We start from the raw sequence: 22,306 nt of genomic DNA on the forward strand, positions 1-22,306 counted from the left end.
TGCGTTAGCTGCGTTCGTTCACCCCAGTCACTTACCTGTGTAAGCTCCTGGGGATTATGAGCCTCATCAGAGGCTCACCCTACGGACCAGCGCAAGCGCTGTTCAAAATGGTTTACAACCAATTTGTCGCTCAGTGGCCGCCTTCCTGTAACTCGAATTATTTAGGGTATACAGTTTGAAAGATGAAAGATTTGAAAAATAATCAATGTAATGATTAATCAAACAGGGCCGGCTATCCGGCTCTGTTTTCGGAGGTCATATGGCAAGTGGATGGGCTAGTGACGGTGCAGTACAAGAGCAAATTGACTCCACGCTTGAAGATGCTATTGAGCGTGCACGTCTCGCGCTTGGCAAAGGTGATAGCGAAATGTATTGCCTGGAATGTGGTCAAATCATTCCAGAAGCAAAGCGCTGGCCGGCGTTAAACATTGCCTGACCTGCCAAAACGAATTAGATAAACATCAAACAATCCATTCAGGGTATAACCGACGTGGTAGTAAAGATAGCCAGCTCAGATAGTTCCCCCTCTCTTCAACATTCTTCAACATTGCCCTCTTTTCGAACAAAAACCCGATACAGTTAACAATATTGTTACATTAATGTTGGTTATAGATTGTTTATTATTGACTGCCGAGTTAATAATAAGTAAATAATTGGATACTTGCACCATAATGATATTAACGCACCATTTTGGTGGGCTATTTTGGTGCAATCAAAGCCAATTAACCTATAGCTTGAGAATTAGCCTGAGAAAATTCTTTATTTTTAAATAACTTGCATTTCTGGCACGATCTTTTCATATTGCACCCTGAAATATAAAAATGGATCCTCATGCCCCTAGCGATTGGCATTGCAGTTTAACCGCAATATCAGCAACAAAGGGTATATCCACAAAAGCACAAAGGAACTCCCACTTATGAAGTCACTTGTCAAAGTTTCATTGGCCGCTCTCGCGCTGGCCTTTGCCGTTAGCTCCCACGCCGCAGAAAAAGAACTGATTGTTGCAACAGACACCGCATTCGTTCCTTTTGAGTTCAAACAAGGGGATAAATATGTCGGTTTCGATATCGACTTATGGGATGCCATCGCGAAAAAACTGGATCTGAAATACACCCTGAAACCAATGGATTTCAGTGGCATCATTCCTGCGTTGCAAACTAAAAATGTGGATCTGGCACTGGCCGGGATCACCATTACCGATGAGCGTAAAAAAGCAGTCGATTTCTCTGATGGCTATTACAACAGCGGCTTGCTGGTGATGGTTAAAGCGAATAACAACGACATCAAAGGCGAAGCTGATCTGAAAGGCAAAGTGCTGGCAGTGAAAAGCGGCACCGGCTCTGTCGATTATGCCAAAGCCAATATCAAAACCAAAGACCTGCGCCAGTTCCCGAATATCGACAATGCGTATTTGGAGTTAGGTACAGGTAATGCTGATGCTGTTTTGCATGACACACCCAACATCCTTTACTTCATCAAAACTGCCGGTAATGGCCAGTTCAAAGCCGTGGGCGATTCCATTAAAGCTCAACAATATGGTGTAGCCTTCCCACAAGGCAGTGACCTGCGTGAAAAAGTTAACGCCGCGCTGAAATCCCTGAAAGAAGATGGTACTTACGCTGCAATTTATAAAAAATGGTTCGGTGTAGAACCTAAGTAATTCATTTTTAAATTTTTTATACTCTAAATAATTCGAGTTGCAGGAAGGCGGCAAGCGAGTGAGTCCCCAAGAGCTTACACAGGTAAGTGACTGGGGTGAACGAACGTAACCAACGCACCTGCAGCTTGAAGAATGACGAGTATAACCAGGAGAATATCCATGCAGTTTGAATGGAGCGCTATTTGGCCCGCCATCCCAATCCTGCTTGAAGGCGCCAAGTTAACCCTGTGGATCTCGGTCCTGGGGTTGCTTGGCGGCCTGATTATTGGGGTTATAGCAGGTTTTGCCCGCGCCTATGGCGGCTGGCTGAGCAGAAATATCGCATTAGTGTTTATTGAGTTGATCCGTGGCACGCCAATTGTGGTGCAGGTGATGTTCATCTACTTCGCGTTGCCGATGATGATGCCGGTGCGCATCGATCCCTTCTCAGCAGCCGTTGTGACGATCATGATTAACTCAGGCGCATACATCGCGGAAATTACCCGTGGTGCGGTGCTGTCAATTCATAATGGGTTCCGTGAAGCCGGTCTGGCGTTGGGCTTGTCCAAACGCGATACCTTGCGCTACGTGATTGCACCTTTAGCTCTGCGCCGCATGCTGCCACCATTGGGTAACCAATGGATCGTCAGCATCAAAGATACCTCACTGTTTATCGTGATTGGCGTAGCTGAACTGACTCGCCAGGGTCAGGAAATTATTGCCGGTAATTTCCGCGCCATGGAAATTTGGAGTGCGGTTGCGGTTATCTACCTGATAATCACCTTGGCTCTGAGCTTCGTTCTGCGCCGGTTAGAAAGAAAACTGAAAATAATATGATTGAATTCAAAAACGTCTCCAAACACTTTGGTAAAACCCAGGTGCTCCACGACATCAATCTGAATATCACCAAGGGAGAAGTGGTGGTTATTATTGGTCCTTCCGGCTCGGGTAAATCTACCCTGCTGCGTTGTATCAATAAGCTGGAAGTCATTACCAGTGGTCAGCTGATTGTCGATGGTCTGGATGTCAATGATCCCAAAGTTGATGAACGCCTGATTCGTCAGGAAGCAGGTATGGTATTCCAACAGTTTTACCTGTTCCCGCATTTGACTGCGCTGGAAAACGTGGCATTTGGCCCCATCCGTGTGCGTGGAGCGTCTAAGGAAGCGGCTAACAAACTCGCTATGGAGCTATTGACCAAAGTGGGATTGGAAGAGCGTGCTCATCATTACCCAGCGGAGCTATCCGGTGGGCAACAGCAGCGCGTGGCTATCGCCCGTGCTCTGGCGGTCAAACCTAAGCTCATGCTGTTTGATGAACCCACCTCAGCACTGGATCCGGAATTGCGTCATGAAGTCTTGACGGTAATGAAAGATTTGGCTGAAGAAGGCATGACAATGGTTATCGTTACCCACGAAGTGGGCTTTGCGCAAAAAGTGGCATCACGCCTGATCTTTATCGATAAAGGCCGGGTGGCACAAGATGGTGACCCAGATAGTTTAATCTCAAATCCACCCAGTGAACGTTTACGGGAATTCCTGCAACACGTTTCCTGATGTACGGGTTAGTAGAGCAATAAAGTCATGTGGTTAAAATAGAAAAGGCGGGTATCTTTACTGATATCCGCCTTTTTTTGTGCTAGTACCCAGTCATATATGGGTTTGCTGATTCTTGACCTGAGAAAAGGCTGTCATCAACTTCACCACATCTTGCATCCCAATATTCACCTGATGGATAACTTCACCGGCATCTTGGGTCAACGTAACACCACCGCCAGCCTGCTCGACACACACGCCCATGCCCTTGATGGCCGCCATCACACCGCTCTGAATAGTCTTGGTCATATGCTCGATTTCAGTGGCTGCTTTACGTGAACTTTCTGCCAATATACGCACTTCACTCGCCACGACAGAAAAACCTTTACCGTGTTCACCGGCATGAGCCGCTTCTATTGAAGCATTGATTGCCAATAAGTTAGTTTGCGAGGAAATTTTACGAATGGCTTCAACAATGGTGCCAATTTCAGTCGAGCAACGACCTAACTCGCTGATAACATAAGAAGTTTCGCGAGCAACCGACTCTACTTCCTGCATACCGCGAACGGCTTGCTGGACAATCTCAGCCCCTTGCGATGCTGACCGATCGGTGGTTAATGATAAATGATGCACATCACGAATCAGATTCTCTTCCTGCTCCTGCTGCAACATCAATTGCGTTATATCCTGCGCGATTTTCACCACTTTCAGTACCTGCCCCTCCTTGTCCATAATCGGGTTATAGCTCGCTTCCAGCCAAACACGCTGACCACGACTGTTTATGCGCTCAAAGCGCCCAACAATGAACTCACCGCGGGCTAACCGCTGCCAATGATCACGATATTCATCGGAGTGGGCGAATTCTGGAGCACACAAAATCTGATGAGATTTATGCCGAATATCAGCCAGTGAATAACCAATAACATTTAGCAAATTATCATTGGCATCTAAAATAATACCTTGAGGTGTGAAGGTGATCATTCCCATTGAGCGATTTAGCGCAGCCAATAAACTCTGGTGTTCCTGAGACTGCAACATTCGCTCAGTCACATCACTGGCAAGTTTAATGATTTCCACCACCCGGCCTTGGCTATCGAGCACCGGTGTATATGTCCCTTGTAGCCAAATAATACTGCCATCCTTACGAATGCGTTTAACATTATCGGTAATGGCCCGCCCTTCATTGAGTAATTGCCAGTGGCGACGGTAAGCATCACTTTGTAGATATTTGGGGTCACAAAACAGTTTATGATGCTTCCCGACTATCTCTTCTCGTTGGTATCCCATAGCCTGTAGAAATAAGGAATTAGCGTATTTTACTGTGCCATCAGGTTGGAAAATAATCATAGGAACGGCACTATCAATCGAGGTCAGTTCGGCGCGCTTTGATACATGAGATGAGCTGAAATTAAACAACATAAGTTGAGTCCTTATGGTGAAAGATCGTGCTGCAAATAAGTCATGTGACCATCAACGTGTTTGCACAACAAAGCCCGGAAAACCCTTAATAGAATTTTCTTTAAGCTTTATTCTTCACCCTGGACGATGAGATAGCTGAGTAAATAAAATTAAATATAGAGAAAAAATAAAACCTACACTTGTCGGCAATATCGCCCAACTAAGAATTATCTTAATTAGCATAGCCGAAAGTATTTAGATTGAAAGCTAACTGACCGATATTGAAATAAAATAGCAGTAAATAGGGCAATATCCAGATGATTGAATATTGCCACCAGATGACCAGTAAACGCATCCCGATGAGCTTATTTATTCTAAGATCAACGAACAGTCAGTGACTCGGTTGAGTGCACGCCGCTCCCCCCCCTCTAGCGTCAAGGACGAAGGGGATTACCAGCGTTCAGCTTTCCAGGCCGCCTGTTGCTCCGGCGTCAGGAACGTCCATGCAACAAAGCGGCTGACTTTTTGCCCTTGGGCCATATCAATGGTACGAACTTCAACTGCATTGGCGTAACGCAGAGCATGATAGATAGCAGGTAATGTTGTTTTTTTAGAAATCAGTGAAGTAAACCAGAAGCAGTTTTGTGCCTTCGTCGCGCTCTCTGCCACCATACGGCTGACAAAACCCTCTTCCCCACCCTCACACCATAGCTCACTATTTTTACCACCAAAGTTTTGTACCGGCCTGGCTGCAACTTCACTTTTACCCAGTTTATGCAGTTTACGTCGCGTAGTTGCTGCTGCTTCTTCTGCTGAGCCGTGGAACGGCGGATTACACAATGTGGCATCATAGCGCTCATTCACCGCCAAGATACCGTTGAAAATCGCTTGCGGATTTTTTTGTTGCTTAAGCCGCAGGGTATTTTTCAGTGTCGGATTCATGGATACCACCATTTTTGCCGCACTCAGAGCTTGCGGGTCAATGTCAGTCCCGGTGAAGCGCCAGCCGTATTCCCGTTGACCAATAATAGGGTAAATACAGTTTGCACCCACACCAATATCCAGAATCGCAACATTCTTACCTTGCGGGATAACTCCGCCATTGCAACTGGCTAATAAATCAGCCAGATGATGCACATAATCGGCGCGACCTGGGATGGGTGGGCATAAAAAGTCAGCCGGAATGTCCCAATATTCAATGCCATAAAAATGTTTTAATAATGCCTTGTTCAGCATTTTCACTGCCAGTGGGGAAGCGAAGTCGATGGAAATATCCCCGTAAGCAGTCGGTGCCAAAAAAGGGATTAGCTCGGGGCAACTCACTGACAGAGCATCAAAGTCATAACGTGAGCGATGACGGTTGCGCGGGTGCAATCCACTTTTTTCTTTCGGGAATACTTTTTTGTTTTCCATCGTACTGACTCTCTGATAGGCATTTTCTGGCGCGTAAGATAGCATAAATTCATGTGAAACGGGTCAGCAGCAAAAGAGGCTGCTCGCTACCCGTCGATTTATCTCAAACCAGAATACCGGATGAATTTACCTTTTCTGGCCTTATCTGATCATTGTGCAATTTAGGAATGTATGAGCGCAGAAAACTATTATTACTACGAGCCAGCAGCAGGCCACGGTCTGCCGCATGATCCACTGAAGTCCATTATTAGCCCGCGCCCTATTGGTTGGATCTCCTCAGTCAGTGGGTCTGGCCAACGTAACCTTGCGCCTTATAGTTTCTTTAATTGCTTTAGTGACCGCCCACCAATTATTGGTTTTTCCCGCAGTGGTTGGAAAGATAGCGTTGCGAATATCACTGAAACCGGAGAATTTGTCTGGAATCTGGCGACCCGCCAGCTGGCCGAGGCCATGAATAATAGCTCAGCCTCTCTGCCACGAGATCAAGATGAGTTTCAGTTTGCCAGATTGACCGCCAGACGTGGACGCCGAGTCAATGTCGATTGCGTGGCAGAAAGTCCGGTTAATTTTGAATGTAAATTGACGCAATGTATTCAGTTAAAAAATGCTGAAGGAGCAGTAATTAATAACTGGCTGGTTTTAGGTGAAGTTATCGCCGTGCATATTCATTGTGAACTACTCAATGCCGAGGGAGTTTACCAAACAGCGACCGCCCAGCCTATTTTACGAGGTGGTGGGCCCAGCGCTTATTACCAGATTACTGATGATTTACGGTTTGATCTGTTACGGCCTGAGGGGATGAAACCTCGGTAATTTTCAGTCAAATATTTTGAACAAGTAACTCAATTCTATCCGGTTTCAAAATTACACCAAGGGCGTAACATAGCTTCTATCGAAAGGGAACGCCCTTTCAAACTTAAAACCGAATAGGAATAGAACATGAAAAACATCAAAAATTTCGTTGCAGTTATCGCCCTGTCTACTTTATCTTTCGGTAGTTTTGCTGCTGAGTACGTCAACAGTCAGGATGCGGCTAAATTAGAGCAAGTGGGTGTGATTTCCGTCAGTGGCGTTACTGACCTGAGTAGCTTGAAAGCGCAACTGGCAGAAAAAGCCGATGCTGCCGGCGCTAAAGCCTACACTATCACTTCAGCAACAGGTAATAACTTGATGCACGGTACTGCGGTTATTTATAACTAATTAGCCCTTGATACACTGCAGTAATATTAGCGGAGCACATCAGCCCTATCATTGCTGTAAGAGAAAAAGCCCACCAGCAAAACTGATGGGCTTTTTTATGCATACAGAACAAGGATTCATATTGACTGGAGCCGTGTATTTATTATGCTGGCGAATGTACGGCACATAGCCTCATCCCCCTGCTGATTGTCAGCCAGAGATTCATCTCCATCAACCACTCGCAGACTGACGTTTAAGTCAAAATCTGCTGCCGGTTGTGGGCGCATTGCCGCCAGTTCAATTGTCTTCTGTGCCTGATGCCAGGCCTCTTCAACGGTTTGATTACACACATTCGCCAGATAATCTGGATTGAAGCCTTCCCCTGTCAGGCTATACAGCGTCTCATCATGGCTGACACTGTTACCGGACCGCCAATAATGCTCGGCGAGATCTGGGCCGATAGCCGGGTTATCTGTCAGATAACCGTCGCGTTTGAGGAAAAATGCCCGGGTTTGCTCTACGGCCATCAATGCCAATAAATAACCTTGATACGAGCAAGCGGATTCCATTGATAATAAATGCGGTATGGCCAATGTCGGACGTGGGCTGCCGCTGACACCCAAAATTTTCAGCTCAATATCCCGAGCAAGTTGAGTCATCGCTTCTGGTGTGCGTTGTGTATCATCCCACTGATAAAGCTGCCATTCAAAATAAGGCACTAATAAAATGTGACGATCATTAAAAGCTCGCATAGGTTGCCGCGCCTGAATACTTTCATGAATTAATGCATCAGGAACGGATTCACCCGCACTATTTTTAGCATAACGTTTTAACCAGTCAGCATCATCGAGCAGGCTATCACAGAACATAGATTGCGTTTCGGCATAGGCCATTGAAGTCGGAGGGAACTCTTGTGAGAAACATGGTGAGTTTTGCACAATATTAGAAAAATGAGCTGCATGACCACCTTCGTGGAATAACGTATTTAGGCCCGAAGCACCACTTCCGACCTGATCAGGTTTAGCCAAACTTGTGAAGTTAATGCGCGCCGGTATCCATTTACCCTGATCAATAAAAGGCGGGACTGGCCCATGCATAAATCCATTTTCATATTTTCCTTTGCGCACCAGCAGATCCAAATTCATCTGTGCGCCGCGAAAACCAATATGCAGCCGCTTAAAGCTATTGACCCAGCGATCTAGTGACTCGGCAAAAGGGAAATAGGGGTCTAACTGGCGGGTGACGTCGCCCCCACTGGCAAAGCGGATATTCCATGGCTCCAGCGTTTCTGGGCCTCTCTCTTCCGCTAATTGCTGTAAACTGCGTAAATTCGCCTCACGAGTCTGTTCTTCGAAACGGTCTAAAATGGCAAATAACTGTTCTGGAGTCATCTGCTCGGTTTTATTCACTTTGTAATCAAAGTAATTGCGATAACCCAAATTCCGCGCAAAACGATTACGCAAACTGATTAGTTCGGGCAAGCCATTATGTAGTAGCCATTGTTCCAATTCACGTAACGCCAAATGTGAACTATGCCGACATTCCGCATTCTCATTGGTACCTTGGTTGGTTAATAACTCCCCCAAGGAAGCGGAAACACGCTCACCAGCAGTATTGAGATGGGTTAGAGTAAGACTCTTGCGCCGCTGATAAAGAGATGATTCCGCAGCAATAATTTTATCCAGTAAGGCTTGTGTGTTCGGGTCTTCGATAGCATTACAATCAAAAAAGCGATACCACCCTTGCAAACCGTGCAGTAACTCATCACGCTCCACCGTGGTGGGTTTACTTTCCACTTGAGCAATCAAATCACGTAACTCTTTTAAACGATGGCTTTGTGCGATAAAACGCTTATAAACAGTCTCGGCAGCAGAGAATTGCTGTGCAATATCCTCCCCACCCAGCCCCATATAATTCTGCCAAAAAAGTGCTTCTTTGGCCTGATGGACCGCCAGATAATCCTTATTTAGAGCAATAAAATAGTTCAAAGCTTGTTGCATGGTGTTCCTTTTTAGCAATGATTTATTAATAGTCAGTTAGATGGGTGAAACGAAAAAATTCGCTACTCACCCCTCTAAAAGTAAACAACAAGATTGAGCCAATTCAAAATAAAAAACCATATAATTCAATGTATAAATAAAGAAATAACAAAAAATTTGCACTGTAAATATAATGCTATTCTAAAACCTTAAAAGATAAATATTAGTGATAAGCACCTAACGAATGATGTTGATTCCATCCGGGTCACTAATCTGTTGCAGGGCAAGCTCAACACTATTCACTTGCCCTGCAGCCATCAAACAGCATGCAAGCTGTTTTTGGATTGAATCAGGAATAGGCAAAGTACCGACCAAACAACGCTCAATCCAGCGTGCTGTTATAGTTGCATCCTTCGACGAGGGTAATTCAAGCCCGCCAGATTCTGGTTGGCGATCCAGTAATATTTGCTGTTCACCGTCATTGATATAGTGAATTGGTGGGCAACGTAACGGGTTTGCATAGACTTCCCCCTCAGTTCCTTGCTGCAACAAGGCGGGGGCATTAATCGCCTGGAAAAAACTGCCGACTTTTTGCATATATTCTGGATGGGAAACACTGGCCAGGCGCAGGTGGGGTTCGTGGATAAAGGGCGTTGCCAACTTTGCCAAGGTGTGACTACTGTTTCTGACCCCCATACGCCAGCGTTGTTGTAATTGCTCATCCAATTGAGCGGACAGCGCTGAAACGGGAATAAACACCGGCAGTCCATTATCCAGGCGCTGTTGAGCCTCGGTTGCGTTGTGTGACCAAGGGATATCTAACTGCTGGAAAATCTCGGCACTGGTCACCCGACTGCTATCCTCTGTCACCCCGTGAACCACCACGGGTAGCCCAAGACGTGAAAGCAATAATGCCAATAAGGGGGTGAGATTAGCTTGTTTACGCGCTCCATTGTAGCTTGGAATGACGACCGGTAACGGACGGCCAGATGGTGCGCGCAGGGACATAACGCGTTCTTGCATTGCCTGATAAAATCCCAGGATTTCCTGTTCAGACTCACCTTTGATACGAAATGCAATCAGAATGGCACCCAATTCCAACGCGGGCACTCGCCCGGCCAGCATCGCTTTATACAGTTCACAAGCGGTATCCTTATCCAAATCGCGGGCATGATTTTTACCGCGCCCAATCTCTTTGATAATTTTGCTGTAATCCATGATGCGGCATTTCCCCTATCAATGTTTCGAAAATATAGATATTACTGAAACTCTATCATCGATAGGGATGGATATACCCGAAATAGTTATCAGGTTAAGTGGGGGATAAAGACTGCGGGTAACAATATCACTCACAGAGTTAATAGCGGTCAGTTTGCGGGGAAACAGGCCACTACTGAGGATGAAGCGCTGCAGTGACCTTATATCTCTCTATATATTATTCAACTCTTCCGGTGGGCTAAATAGCGCACGGTAGATAGCGCCCCCTAAGGCCCCACCCACTAAAGGTGCTAACCAAAATACCCATAATTGCTGCAATGCAATTCCACCGGCAAAAATAGCCACCCCGGTGCTACGAGCTGGATTAACTGAAGTGTTATCTACCGGAATGCTGATTAAGTGAATCAGTGTAAGACACAGACCGATCGCCAGCGGAGCGGCTACTGCCGGAGAACGTATATCCGTCGCCCCCATAATAACCATCACGAACCCCATCGTTAGAATCACTTCAGCGACCAATACCGCTTGTAAGCTATAACCCCCCGGTGAGCGGACCCCAAATCCGTTACTGGCGAATCCGGCAGTCACATCGAAACCAGCCTTGCCACTGGCGATTAAATATAAAACTGCTGCCCCGGCTAGTCCCCCCAGCACTTGTGCAATGATATAAGGAATCAATTGCGCACCAGAAAAACGACCTCCTACCCATAAACCAAGCGATACCGCAGGGTTAAAATGCGCACCAGAGACATGCCCTAATGCATAAGCCATCGTGACAACAGTCAGCCCAAAAGCCAACGCCACACCAAGAAATCCGATACCCGCCACCGGGAACATTGCCGCCAATACTGCACTGCCACACCCGCCTAACACCAGCCAGAAAGTGCCAATAAACTCTGCCATTAGCTGTTTCATTCTGCTCTACCTCTACCCGCCAAATAGTCGATAGCAGTTAGCATTGCCGCTAACCAATAACCAGCAATTTTCACCGGAGGTACAGCCGGGCTTGACTTGTTAGGATCAGCTCACCAGCGGCTGATATAAGCTTAGTCACTGGATGTATGCCTATCAGAAAAGATTTCAGATCAAATGGTTTTTTTCAGAAATCATTAATTTGAGGAATGAGATTTACCATGAAATTTAAGTAAAATAGAAATGTAAGCTGGCCAATTATCAATCAGAACAATTACTCACTCCGCTTCATAACCAAACCAGCTCAGCGGCCACTATAAGGCAGTTCGCTTGCTTCGTGCTTTCTTCCCTGAGGCCTTAGCAGCCGGCTTTACCATGGGAGTAGGAACAACTTTGCCCTCCGGCATATCTGGCTGTTCAATAGGGAAAACAGGTAGCGCCGCCAACAATCGCGAACCATAACCCTTGGTTAATAAACGTCGGTCATAAATAACAATTTCACCGTGGCATTGGTTACTGCGAATCAAACGTCCAACCTGCTGAATCAAGTTAAATGAAGCACTTGGCAAACTTTGCACCTCAAACGGGTAGCGCTTCAACGACTTAAGCCATTCCCCTTCGGTCAAAATAACCGGGCTGTCGATAGGGGGAAATGAAATTTTGTGGATATGAACCTGAGTCAATAATTCACCTTTCAAATCCAATCCTTCAGCAAAGGATTGCAAACCTATTAATACACTGGCTGTGCCCTTTTTCACTCGCTTGCGATGCTCTTCTACCAGCCGATAGCGCGGTTGATCACCCTGAACTAACAACATCAAGCGCAGATCTGTGACATGACTGAGAAAAGTTTGCATCGCCCGGTGGCTGCTAAATAGGATAAGCATGCCCTTATGCTGCCCGCTGGCGTGTTGCGAGCGGAAAAATTGTGCCATTTCAGCCAGATGCTCAGCTTCATGGGCCATGGTTGGTTCAAAGCGCATTTTGGGAATAATCAGCTTTCCTTGCTCGATATGATTAAACGGCGATGACAAGGTTTCAAATCGGTCTCCGGCCTTCTCGCTCAACCCACTAAGTTCCTGTAAACGCGAAAAACTATTTAGCGAACGTAAAGTGGCCGAAGTGACAATAACGTGCGGCACTTTGCGCCACAGCATTTTATCCAACTGATCGCTAACGCGAATTCCTACACAGTGGAAATAGAGATGCGTTTGGTTCTCACGATAATCTCGGGTAATCCACTTGGAAATCGGGGCATTCGATGCTTTTTCCATCGCTGCCAAGCGCCAAAGTTTGCTCATGGCCTCCAGATAACCCAATGTCCGGCTCATTTGCAAAATGGCACGATGTAACCGCACGATATCGTGCTTGCCAGTTTGTTCGCTTAGGTCATTGAGAACAAACTCAGCCAGACCACGTAACGCATCGGTTAACTTGAATAATTTGGCGCAATCTTCCGTCAAACTACCAGGTAGCTCACCCATTTCAAAACGATATACTGCCGGACTACCATCGGTAGGCAGCAATTGGTTAACTTGCTGCTCGACACTCAACATCAGTTCACGCAGTTGTTCACAATGGTCTTTTAAGCGTTCGGAATGAGCTAAACCGGGGGGGTTTTTAGGCCGATATTGCACCATGCATTGATCCACCAGCCGAACAATCATATCCAACTGCATATTGGCAAAAACGGCGGTGATTTCACCTTCAATCTCAAGTGCATCACGGGCTACATCTGGCAGATGATGGCCTTCATCTAATACTAGCAGCAGCTCTTTTGGATTGGGCAGCACAGATTCGGTTTCCAGTGCCGCCATGACCAACGCATGATTGGCAACCACCACATCGGCACTCTCAATTTCCTTGCGGGCAATAAAGAACGGACATTCACGAAAATAATGACAATTACGTCCCAAGCAATTAGCTTTATCTGTACTTAATTTAGCCCACAAACTGTCACTGAGCGATAACTGATGATGATCACGCAGCCCATCCCAGACATGGCTGTTCAATGATTTGGACAGCGCTAAACAGGTTGCCTGCTCCTCACCATTGGCAGGTGCCAACTCATCGCCGAGAAAGAGTGATAAATCCCCTTGCCCAGAAACATCGGTGCACATCGCAGCCAGATTGCGCGGACAGACATACCGCCCACGCCCAAAGGCACCGGTGAACTTAAGGTCGGGAATAATCTTCTTCAACAGCGGCAAATCTTTGCTGTAAATCTGATCCTGTAACGCCACATTTGCAGTACTGACCACCAGCGGCTTACTTTCTGCCCGACCGACGGCAATACCAGGGATCAGGTAAGACAGGGTTTTTCCGACCCCCGTCGGGGCCTCAATAGCCAAATGTCGACCAGCATCACCCGCCAGCGTTTTCGCCACTTCGGCGATCATTTGCCGCTGCGGCATACGGGAAATAAAATCCGGAATCTGCTGCGAAAGAGCCTTATACCACTGACTTATTTGTTCTTTTACTGCCGGGGACAACGCCATGCATATCTTATCTAAACTGAATGTTGCCCTATTGTCCCACACCACAACGCTCACGTCAGCCCGAAAGCACCATACCCGTCATACTTCAAGCTGCATGTGCGCTGGCTACACTCAATAACCCGAATCACTTACTAATGTAAGCTCATCGGGATTATCTCGCTGGCCGCCTTCCTGCCACTCGAATTATTTAGGCTACAGATGGAGTGTCAGTTTATTGCCAATAAAAATGAACAATATTTACGCAATGTCGCAGTTATTTATGTTTTGTCATAAATGTATCACACAGATGCGGTAAAAATTCTGCGCTGGATGAATTCAGACAGATATTGGATACAGCAAAAAAATTCTACTACTCGCGTCTTTTTAAATAAGAGAAACAGGGCAAAAATATGAAACGTAATATTCTGGCAATCCTGGTACCAGCCTTATTAGTTGCCACAACTTCACATGCAGCAGAAATCTATAATAAAGATGGCAATAAACTCGATTTATACGGAAAAGTAAAAGCACTGCACTACTTCTCTGATAATAATAAAAGTGATGGCGACAAGTCTTATGTCCGCTTTGGTTTTAAAGGTGCCACCCAGATTACCGACCAACTGACAGGTTATGGTCAGTGGGAATATAACATTGCAGCTAACTATGCTGAAAGCCAGGAAACAAAAGATAACAAAACACGTTTAGCGTTTGCCGGTTTACGTTATGGGAAATTAGGCTCAATCGATTATGGCCGTAACTACGGCGTATTATATGACATCGCCGCCTGGACCGATATGCTGCCAGAATTCGGCAATGACAGCTACACCAGAACCGACAACTTCATGACTGGCCGTACAACAGGTGTTGCCACTTACCGTAACACTGACTTCTTCGGCCTGGTTGATGGCCTGAAGTTCTCCCTGCAATATCAGGGCAAAAACGGCAGCGAAACTGACAATACCAATGGTCGCGCAGATGCCGCTAAACAGAATGGTGACGGCTTCGGTTTGTCTTCCAGCTATGAAATTGGCGCAGGTGTCAGTGTAGGAGCGGCCTATGCCTCATCTAACCGCACCACCGCGCAGAAAGAAGGGCGATTTGGCAAAGGCGATAAAGCAGATGCCTGGACTACCGGCCTGAAATATGACGATAACGGTGTTTACCTGGGTGCAACTTACGCCGAAACACGTAATATGACGCCTATTTCCGGCACCGCCGTTATTAATAATGTCTCAACCAGCGTCAGTGGTTTTGCAAATAAAACACAAAACGTTGAATTAGTTGCGCAATATCTGTTTGATTTCGGATTAAAACCTTCTTTGGCCTATATTCAGTCTAAAGGAAAAGATATCGAAGGGATTGGTGATGCCGATTTAGTTAAATATGTTGATATCGGTGCTTACTATTACTTCAATAAAAACATGTCTACCTATGTTGATTATAAAATCAACCAACTGAACGATGATAATAAGCTGAAACTGAACACTGATAACGTTCTGGCTGTTGGTTTAGTCTATCAGTTCTAATCGTTATTAATACTCGTCATACTTCAAACTGCATATGCGTTGGCTGCTTTCGTTCACCCCAGTCACTTACTTATGTAAGCTCCTAGGGACTCGCTCAGTTGCCGCCTTCATGCAGCTCGAATTATTTAGAGTATGTAAGCATTACCCTCATTGCTTTATTGTTTGAATGCTTCATCGTGTTTTGTGAATTTATTTTATTAGCAGTCATCACATTTTGCCGGGAGGTCACTCCCGGTTTTTTATTATCTACTATTTGTTAATCGATACAGATAATAAACCAATCTCACGCAAGGCTTCAGTTACTGTACCTCTTCGCTTGTTATTCTTAGCGGAAAAATCAGCTTGCTGTATCCATTGTTGATAGCGATTTTCACCCAACGCGTTGTCTGCCTGAACCATCAGAGGCACGAGTCGCACCCCCATATGATCAAGACTATGGTAGGGCCATTTGTTTTGCTCGTCAGAAAAAGGGGCCATAAAATCAAGCGCTTTAATTAGACCACTGCCATTCGGAGTGTGGTAATGCCACAGGTCGACATGAACTTTATCTGCCAATTGGGCCATCAGTATGGCCGCTTGCAAACTGAAATAGCTATAATGGAATGAGCGCGTTCGTGCCAGCTCCAGCGGTTGCGAACCATCAGCTGCTAATTGGGTATTCAGTTTGGTTTTCAGCAACTCAGCCATCTCAACGATAATAGTCGGTTGTTGCAAATACCAGGCGATACCCGCCACTTGTACAGCATACCAATTACCGTGATTATTCTGCGCCGCAGCTTCTTTTTGACCTGCCGCACTGTAGCGTAACCACTGTAGATACTCTGTCATCCAGTGGCGAATCTGCTTTTCATCTTGCGCCGTCCAGTTTTTATTCTGCTGTAGCATAATCAACGAATCGACAATGCGAGTGGCAAAATAACGCCCATCCAAAACCCCAGTTCCGCGCCCTGCGGCAATTCCCGGTACTCCCTGAGCGAAATCCAAATTAGGATTCATGCGAGTATCCGGGTTAATAAACCAGGTTCGAATCAGGCTAATGGCTTTATCCGCATATTTCTGTTCACCGGAAAAATACCAGGCCAACGTCAATGCCTGTACCCTTGCAGTAAAATCAGCCAAACGTACACCATCACTGTCTTCATTTTTACTGGCGGGATTAATCTGCCCGTCTTTGCGTATCCAAGGTAAACCATCACTTTTTTGACTATCTGGCCACCAATACGCACTGAGGCTCAGATAATCATGCTTAGAACCGCTGGGTGGAACTCTATTTTTATCCATGACACTGGGGTTGGGTTGGTTCAGTATTTTGTCTGCTTGCTGCAATAACTGGCGATAAGCCTCCTGTGTTACTACAGGGATCTGTTCTTGCCCTTTCTCGTTATTTTGCGCGATAGCCCGTTGGTTATGCTGTAACGCGCTGGGAGTTAAAAAAGCATATTCACTCTGTTCCGCCTCGGCTACGGGCATCATAAACAGTGACAACAGTGCCACCAGACCGGAATAAGCACGTATAAGATTAGTAATGCGTATTTTAATCTGACTCCCTATCGGCCTCATAAATCACTCACCTTGTCTGATAATTGTCATATAAACTCAGTTGAGCTACCTGATTTTATGCATCATGCCTGAGGCCATTTTTACTTTCTTGAGAAGAGTAGCTTTTGTCACTGTCTATTAACAAGATAGTTGTTAACTATAAGAATAACTCTCTGTTTTAAAGAAAATTTTAGACGAAAAATTGAAACGTAAAAAAATAATAAAAACCTTTGGTAACGATCACTATTCTCATGTTTACTGATACATCTCTGTTTTACTGTTCCTTTCCTACTGAATAACTATGCTGAAGCAAAATAACCGTAATATGTGGTTGCTAGTCGGTTCACTGTTCACCTTATACTTCGTCTGGGGTTCTACGTATCTGGTCATTCGAATCGGGGTCGAAAGCTGGCCACCGTTAATGATGGCAGGATTACGCTATCTGATTGCCGGGGTCTTATTGTTCAGCTTCCTGGCTATTCGCGGCCATGCTCTGCCGACTTTGCGCCAATGGATGGGTGCCAGCGCAATTGGTATTTTATTATTAGCTATCGGGAATGGGTTGGTCACCATTGCAGAACACCAACATGTCCCCTCCGGTATTGCTGCCGTGATGGTCGCGACTGTTCCATTATTTACTCTGTGTTTCAGTATGTTATGGGGAATGCGTAATACTAAACTGGAATGGTCGGGCATTGCTCTCGGATTAGTGGGCATTATATTGCTCAATACCGGTAGTAACTTATTAGGTAACCCGCTGGGTGCAATGTTGATATTACTGGCGTCTGCCAGCTGGGCATTCGGCTCGGTCTGGAGCTCACGGCTGGCCCTGCCCAGTGGGGCGATGTCTGGTGCAGCACAAATGCTGGTTGCTGGCGTTGTTCTGTTACTTGCCAGTGCATTCAGCGGCGAAGAACTCAATCAAATGCCCTCTATGGGAGGAATCCTCTCACTACTCTATTTGATTGTTTTTGGTTCCATGCTGGCTATCAGTGCTTACATGTTCTTGCTGAAAAATGTCCGCCCAGCGGTTGCAACCAGCTATGCCTATGTAAATCCGGTAGTTGCGGTATTGTTGGGCATTGGTTTTGCCGGTGAAAGTTTATCCACCACGGAATGGTGCGCGTTAGCTGTCATTGTTTCTGCTGTGGTTTTGGTGACTCTGGGGAAATTTTTGTTCAAACCACGCTAATAGCCCGAGAATGCAACATGGTTGTTTCATTTCGCCAACGGGCTATAATTCACGCTGTTTAGATAAAAAGTGAAAATAATTATGCTGAGAAAAGCACTCATTATCCTGATTGCGGTAATGGCTCTGAGTTCATTAGGTGGCGTTTTTCTGGCTGGACTGAACATTTATACCCGTTCAACCACCCCACATGTAACTGAAACCACGCAGTCCAGTTCATTGTCTGATATTGGCCCTGCCGGGTTGTCCAACAACGGTCAGGAATCACCCTAAGGCCTCATCCATTCGCGGCATCGCTGCTGCAAAAAGGTTAGCAAGCCCCTGACCCATTAAGACACCTGTGAGCGGTGGGGGCATAATAAATTTAAGGGTAAACCTCTTCCTACCAGCACGGCATTTTACTGCCGTCTTAGCTCTGTACCTCAACATATTTCATCAAGAGTCAGGGCTTCAATATTCCTTGTTTTAAAGCGTTATTACACCTAATGCCGCAGCCTTTTTTTCCATCTGCTTAATCACGCTATAAGCCGACCATGGCAATGTACTAAATCCTTTTATCAATAACTTATTCTTAGCAGAGCTTGCCTCGGGAGAGTTTACAGTGGCTGTTATGGCCTGACGCAACTGGGTTAACTGCTCTTTGGATGTCGCTAACGAGGTAATCAATGGCAAACCTGGGGCGAGATCGGTTTGCGCGATAATTTTTAATCCGACAACGGCTGATGGGCTATCACGCTGTAATAATGCAAAACTTACGCAATCTATCGCGGCAATATCGGCTTGCCGCTGTTGAATCATTTCGATGGAACGATTGTGCCCACCCGAAGCTACTGCACGAGAAAAGAACTTCCCATTGATCGCCAGTGGCGCAATCAAAGCACGCAAAGCATTATATCCTGACTGGGAGTCGGTGCTGTTGAAGGCTACGGCACGATGGCGAAAGTCAGACAATTGTTGACCTTCTTCATCTGCGCGAACCACCACTAAACTGCGGTAATACTCCTCTGAGCAATAAGGTGATTGATAGCTGAATGCGCCGACCAATTGAACTTGCTGTTGTAATAAAGTCATGAGAGGAAAACCACAGGTCTGACTCAAAAGCAGTGTAGGATCACGCCAATGTTGCAGTAAATCTGAGGGCCAACATAATTGTTCGGGGACTGCTGTGACGCCATGCTTGTACAATTGCTGCAACAATAATTGCAAAAAAGGTTGCACATCTTGCAGTGGCCTAACTCCGTACATCGGCAGTGAAATCAATATTAGCACCTACATAAGAAGATCAGTAAAAACCGAAGTATCAGTGTTTTTTTGCTACAGGAAGAAACTGTAATTCTCTCCAGCGAGATAAACGCCGATTCCACCGTGTAAAGATCATATCTGTAATAATCGCCAATAAGGCAACCACAATAGCCCCCTGGATAACATAGGCGGTATTAAAGCCGCTCAGCCCAATAATAATTGGCGATCCCAAGGTTTTCGTCCCTACTGTGGAAGCAATAGCAGCAGTACCAATATTAATAATGACGGACGTTCGGATCCCCGCGACAATAACCGGTGCAGCCAACGGTAATTCGACTCGCCACAAGATCTGCCTGGTGCTCATCCCTACACCTTCAGCAACCTCACGGATATCCCGGGAAACAGATTCAACACCTGTGATAGTCCCTTGTAAAATAGGTAATAAACCATAAAGCACTAAAGCAATAATCGCGGGCTTTTCGCTAAAACCCATTACCGGCACGGCAATAGCAAGCACCGCCACAGGGGGGAATGTCTGCCCCATCGCAACAATAGTTTCGACCACCGAACGAAACTCTTTCCCTGCTGGACGCGTCACCGCAATACCAGCGCTCACCCCAATAAAAACAGCGATAATGCTGGAAATCAGCACCAGGAAAACATGGGCGACGACCAGTGACCAAAATGTATCTTGCACATATATTGGCCTGTCGAGATCAGGGAATAACGCCGAAAAAAGGCTCCCCAAGGAGGTCATACCAAAAACCAAACCGGCCAATAAGAGCAATGCCCAACAAAGAGGGTCGGTTAACCCGCAAAGTAGCCCTGACTTAAGCCGCTCTATCAGGTGTTTCTTATCCTCACGAATCTTGACGGAAGTCGATTTCATACTCCGCCCTTATCTGCATCCGCAATCAAATCAGCAAAATAGAGCACCCCCAATGGCTGCCCCTGCTCATCGGCTACCAGTAATTTATCTGTCTGTCGTGACACAAATAGAGAAAGTGCTTCTCGCAAACTCGTTGTACCCAGTATGGGTTGCCCTAGCATAGTTTCACCGCGCCTGATACGTTGTTCGGCTCGCCCGAGGGACAACAGCTTAATCCCTAAATCACTGCGGCCAAAGAAATCACGAACAAAGTCATTCGCGGGCTGAGTTAACATTTCCAGAGGTGTCCCTTGTTGGATAACTCGCCCACCATCCATCAACACTATTCGGTCAGCCAAAGCCAAAGCTTCATCAATATCATGGGTAACCAGCACAATAGTCCGCCCCGATAACTGATGAATACGGGTAATTTCGAATTGCAATGCCGAACGTGTCACTGGGTCTAATGCCCCAAAGGGTTCGTCCATCAACAATACTTCTGGATCTGCGGCCAAAGCTCGAGCAACACCAACCCTTTGTTGCTGGCCGCCTGATAATTGATGAGGATAGCGATGAAGAAATTGTTCTGGATCGAGATGCAATAACTCAAGCAATTCAATCACCCTCTGTCGAATACGCTCCTGGGGCCATTTGAGCAATTGTGGTACGGTGCCAATATTGCGCTCCACAGTCCAATGGGGGAATAGCCCTATTGATTGGATGGCATAACCCATGCGACGGCGTATATCTTCAGGCTTATAATTACGAATTTCCTCTCCAGCAAAATGGATTACCCCTTCATCATGTTCAATAAGTCGGTTAATCATTTTTAGTGTGGTCGACTTACCAGAACCCGAGGTACCTATCAATACTGTAAATTCCCCTTTCGCGATCTGTAGCGTTAGATTATCGACTGCCCGTTTACCGGCAAAATATTTACTTACTTGATGGAAATGAATCATCGATGCGAAGTATCCATAAAAATAACGATGAATTTAAACAGCGAATCAACTACTACCGCCATCACTACTACGGGGATGACACCCAACAGCACTAAGTCCAATGCACTGCTGAGCAAACCTTGAAATACAATCGCGCCCAAGCCACCCGCACCAATTAGCGCAGCGACAACAGCCAACCCAACTGTCTGCACGGCAATAATCCGAACGCCAGATAAAATAAGTGGCATGGCAATGGGTATCTGTACCCGAAAGAACAACTGGCTGCGGGTCATGCCCATTCCTCGTGCCGATTCAACAACACTGTCTGATACAGCATCTAACCCGGCAACTACATTACGTACTAAGGGCAATAAGGCATAAAGTACCAGTGCGACAATCGCTGGCGCTAACCCAATACCACTTACTCCATGCTCTGCCAGCCAGGGAATAGCCGCAGCTAGCCCAGCCAAAGGTACAATCAGCAGGCCAAATAAAGCAATGGACGGAATAGTTTGAATAATATTTAATGTTGAAAAAACAGCACCTTGAAAGCGAGGAGAGCGGAAGCAGAATAGACCAAGGGGAATACCCAGAAGTACCGCTGGCACTAACGTTGCAAACAGGATTTGAAGGTGTTGCCATAAAGCATCATTAAACACATCTTGCCGATTAGCGTATTCTTTCATCAGTGACAATTGATCGAGTTGCCCGGTAGCCAACAATATTACGACGGGCAGAATCAGCAAAACATTAGCTGCGCTGCGCAAAATAGGATTTACAACCACGCGAGACATGCTATCGATAGCAATCAAAATGCTCATCCCGCTCATCAGCCAGAACCCACCGCCAAGAGATGTGCGAACCAGGCTTTCTTCGCCGCCAGCAAGTTGTGTAGCGGTTTTACCTGCCAGTAATAGCAATCCGAACAGCAGCAGTTCGGCTATCAAAATTATGGCCCAATACAGCGCAGCAGTTTGTTTAAAGAAAGCGAAGCTTGCCAGCATCAATATCGGTACTAACAACCACCAAACTGACCCTACTATCAACGACATTAATGAAATTCCCTGCCCTGATATCAACCGATTCGGTGCATGGCTGACAAAAGAAAGCCCGGCTCCTGATAAAATCATCAGAATAACCAGCGCCAACAGGACTCGGTTTTTTACAGACATAAAAATCCATCTCCATGACAGATAATCCCCGACGAAACAATGGATTATCTGTTTATTGAGGAATGCTATTTATATTGAT

Annotated in this window: 19 protein-coding genes and 1 pseudogene; 9 read left to right on the forward strand and 11 right to left on the reverse strand. The window is 46.0% G+C overall.

From position 1 onward, the window contains the following. The first annotated feature begins 259 nt into the window (after positions 1 to 259). From ACF3VQ_RS13945 to glnQ, 4 genes and pseudogenes are all read left to right on the forward strand, one after another. A pseudogene (locus ACF3VQ_RS13945) lies at positions 260 to 519 on the forward strand (DksA/TraR family C4-type zinc finger protein). A 397-nt stretch (positions 520 to 916) separates the two neighbouring features. After that, a complete protein-coding gene (gene glnH / locus ACF3VQ_RS13950; protein ID WP_025377729.1) occupies positions 917 to 1,660 on the forward strand; it encodes a glutamine ABC transporter substrate-binding protein GlnH in 744 nt (247 codons plus the stop codon). 159 nt (positions 1,661 to 1,819) lie between these two features. Beyond that, positions 1,820 to 2,476: a glutamine ABC transporter permease GlnP gene (gene glnP, locus ACF3VQ_RS13955; RefSeq protein ID WP_005168189.1), complete on the forward strand. Its 657-nt coding sequence runs from the start codon at positions 1,820 to 1,822 to the stop codon at positions 2,474 to 2,476. Beyond that, positions 2,473 to 3,195 (forward strand): glutamine ABC transporter ATP-binding protein GlnQ, encoded by a 723-nt coding sequence (glnQ, locus tag ACF3VQ_RS13960; RefSeq protein WP_392431669.1) that lies wholly within the window; start codon positions 2,473 to 2,475, stop codon positions 3,193 to 3,195. The genes glnP and glnQ overlap by 4 nt, the downstream gene beginning before the upstream one ends. A 93-nt stretch (positions 3,196 to 3,288) precedes the next feature. On the opposite strand, the gene ACF3VQ_RS13965 is transcribed toward glnQ, so the two are convergent. Beyond that, a complete protein-coding gene (locus ACF3VQ_RS13965; protein WP_392431671.1) occupies positions 3,289 to 4,593 on the reverse strand; it encodes a PAS domain S-box protein in 1,305 nt (434 codons plus the stop codon). A gap of 429 nt (positions 4,594 to 5,022) precedes the next feature. Beyond that, a complete protein-coding gene (rlmF, locus tag ACF3VQ_RS13970; RefSeq protein WP_392431673.1) occupies positions 5,023 to 5,985 on the reverse strand; it encodes a 23S rRNA (adenine(1618)-N(6))-methyltransferase RlmF in 963 nt (320 codons plus the stop codon). A 171-nt stretch (positions 5,986 to 6,156) separates the two neighbouring features. Here rlmF and ACF3VQ_RS13975 point away from each other — a divergent pair, with 171 nt between their 5' ends. Further along, complete coding sequence (locus ACF3VQ_RS13975; protein WP_392431675.1) at positions 6,157 to 6,798, forward strand: flavin reductase family protein; 642 nt, start codon at positions 6,157 to 6,159, stop codon at positions 6,796 to 6,798. A 126-nt stretch (positions 6,799 to 6,924) separates the two neighbouring features. Further along, complete coding sequence (locus tag ACF3VQ_RS13980; protein ID WP_392431677.1) at positions 6,925 to 7,185, forward strand: YdgH/BhsA/McbA-like domain containing protein; 261 nt, start codon at positions 6,925 to 6,927, stop codon at positions 7,183 to 7,185. Between the two features lie 116 nt (positions 7,186 to 7,301). Here ACF3VQ_RS13980 and ACF3VQ_RS13985 read toward each other — a convergent pair whose 3' ends face one another. The 4 genes from ACF3VQ_RS13985 to dinG form a co-directional block, all read right to left on the reverse strand. After that, complete coding sequence (locus tag ACF3VQ_RS13985) at positions 7,302 to 9,164, reverse strand: M3 family metallopeptidase (protein ID WP_392431678.1); 1,863 nt, start codon at positions 9,162 to 9,164, stop codon at positions 7,302 to 7,304. 216 nt (positions 9,165 to 9,380) lie between these two features. Next, the gene (gene ybiB / locus ACF3VQ_RS13990; RefSeq protein ID WP_392431680.1) at positions 9,381 to 10,361 is read right to left on the reverse strand and encodes a DNA-binding protein YbiB; all 981 of its coding nucleotides are present in this window, start codon (positions 10,359 to 10,361) and stop codon (positions 9,381 to 9,383) included. A gap of 210 nt (positions 10,362 to 10,571) precedes the next feature. Beyond that, positions 10,572 to 11,276: an aquaporin Z gene (gene aqpZ, locus ACF3VQ_RS13995; RefSeq protein WP_392431682.1), complete on the reverse strand. Its 705-nt coding sequence runs from the start codon at positions 11,274 to 11,276 to the stop codon at positions 10,572 to 10,574. Between the two features lie 311 nt (positions 11,277 to 11,587). Beyond that, positions 11,588 to 13,771, reverse strand: coding sequence for an ATP-dependent DNA helicase DinG (dinG, locus tag ACF3VQ_RS14000; RefSeq protein WP_392431684.1), 2,184 nt, complete (start codon positions 13,769 to 13,771; stop codon positions 11,588 to 11,590). Positions 13,772 to 14,160: 389 nt separating this feature from the next. Here dinG and ompF2 point away from each other — a divergent pair, with 389 nt between their 5' ends. Then, on the forward strand, positions 14,161 to 15,276 hold the full coding sequence (ompF2, locus tag ACF3VQ_RS14005; protein WP_392431686.1) for a porin OmpF2: 1,116 nt from the start codon (positions 14,161 to 14,163) through the stop codon (positions 15,274 to 15,276). 249 nt (positions 15,277 to 15,525) lie between these two features. Here ompF2 and ACF3VQ_RS14010 read toward each other — a convergent pair whose 3' ends face one another. Continuing rightward, entirely contained in the window at positions 15,526 to 16,836 is a 1,311-nt protein-coding gene (locus ACF3VQ_RS14010; RefSeq protein WP_392431688.1) for an alginate lyase family protein, read from the reverse strand. Between the two features lie 280 nt (positions 16,837 to 17,116). Between ACF3VQ_RS14010 and yedA the strand changes: the two genes are divergently transcribed. Both yedA and ACF3VQ_RS14020 read left to right on the forward strand, forming a co-directional pair. Further along, positions 17,117 to 18,007, forward strand: a complete 891-nt coding sequence (gene yedA / locus ACF3VQ_RS14015) for a drug/metabolite exporter YedA (protein ID WP_392431689.1) — start codon at positions 17,117 to 17,119, stop codon at positions 18,005 to 18,007. An 81-nt stretch (positions 18,008 to 18,088) separates the two neighbouring features. Continuing rightward, a complete protein-coding gene (locus ACF3VQ_RS14020) occupies positions 18,089 to 18,277 on the forward strand; it encodes a hypothetical protein (RefSeq protein ID WP_392431691.1) in 189 nt (62 codons plus the stop codon). 192 nt (positions 18,278 to 18,469) lie between these two features. Here ACF3VQ_RS14020 and ACF3VQ_RS14025 read toward each other — a convergent pair whose 3' ends face one another. The 4 genes from ACF3VQ_RS14025 to ACF3VQ_RS14040 all read right to left on the reverse strand — a co-directional run bounded on the left by ACF3VQ_RS14025 (position 18,470) and on the right by ACF3VQ_RS14040 (position 22,227). Further along, a complete protein-coding gene (locus ACF3VQ_RS14025) occupies positions 18,470 to 19,249 on the reverse strand; it encodes a phosphate/phosphite/phosphonate ABC transporter substrate-binding protein (RefSeq protein ID WP_392435591.1) in 780 nt (259 codons plus the stop codon). 55 nt (positions 19,250 to 19,304) lie between these two features. After that, on the reverse strand, positions 19,305 to 20,003 hold the full coding sequence (locus ACF3VQ_RS14030) for an ABC transporter permease (RefSeq protein ID WP_392435592.1): 699 nt from the start codon (positions 20,001 to 20,003) through the stop codon (positions 19,305 to 19,307). A gap of 128 nt (positions 20,004 to 20,131) precedes the next feature. Next, positions 20,132 to 21,076, reverse strand: a complete 945-nt coding sequence (locus ACF3VQ_RS14035; protein WP_392431693.1) for an ABC transporter ATP-binding protein — start codon at positions 21,074 to 21,076, stop codon at positions 20,132 to 20,134. Further along, positions 21,073 to 22,227, reverse strand: a complete 1,155-nt coding sequence (locus tag ACF3VQ_RS14040; protein WP_392431695.1) for an ABC transporter permease — start codon at positions 22,225 to 22,227, stop codon at positions 21,073 to 21,075. Before ACF3VQ_RS14040 ends, ACF3VQ_RS14035 begins: the two co-directional genes overlap by 4 nt. Positions 22,228 to 22,306 lie beyond the last annotated feature (79 nt).

The organism is Yersinia fenwicki, from assembly GCF_043099325.1.
Taxonomy (GTDB): Bacteria; Pseudomonadota; Gammaproteobacteria; order Enterobacterales; family Enterobacteriaceae; genus Yersinia.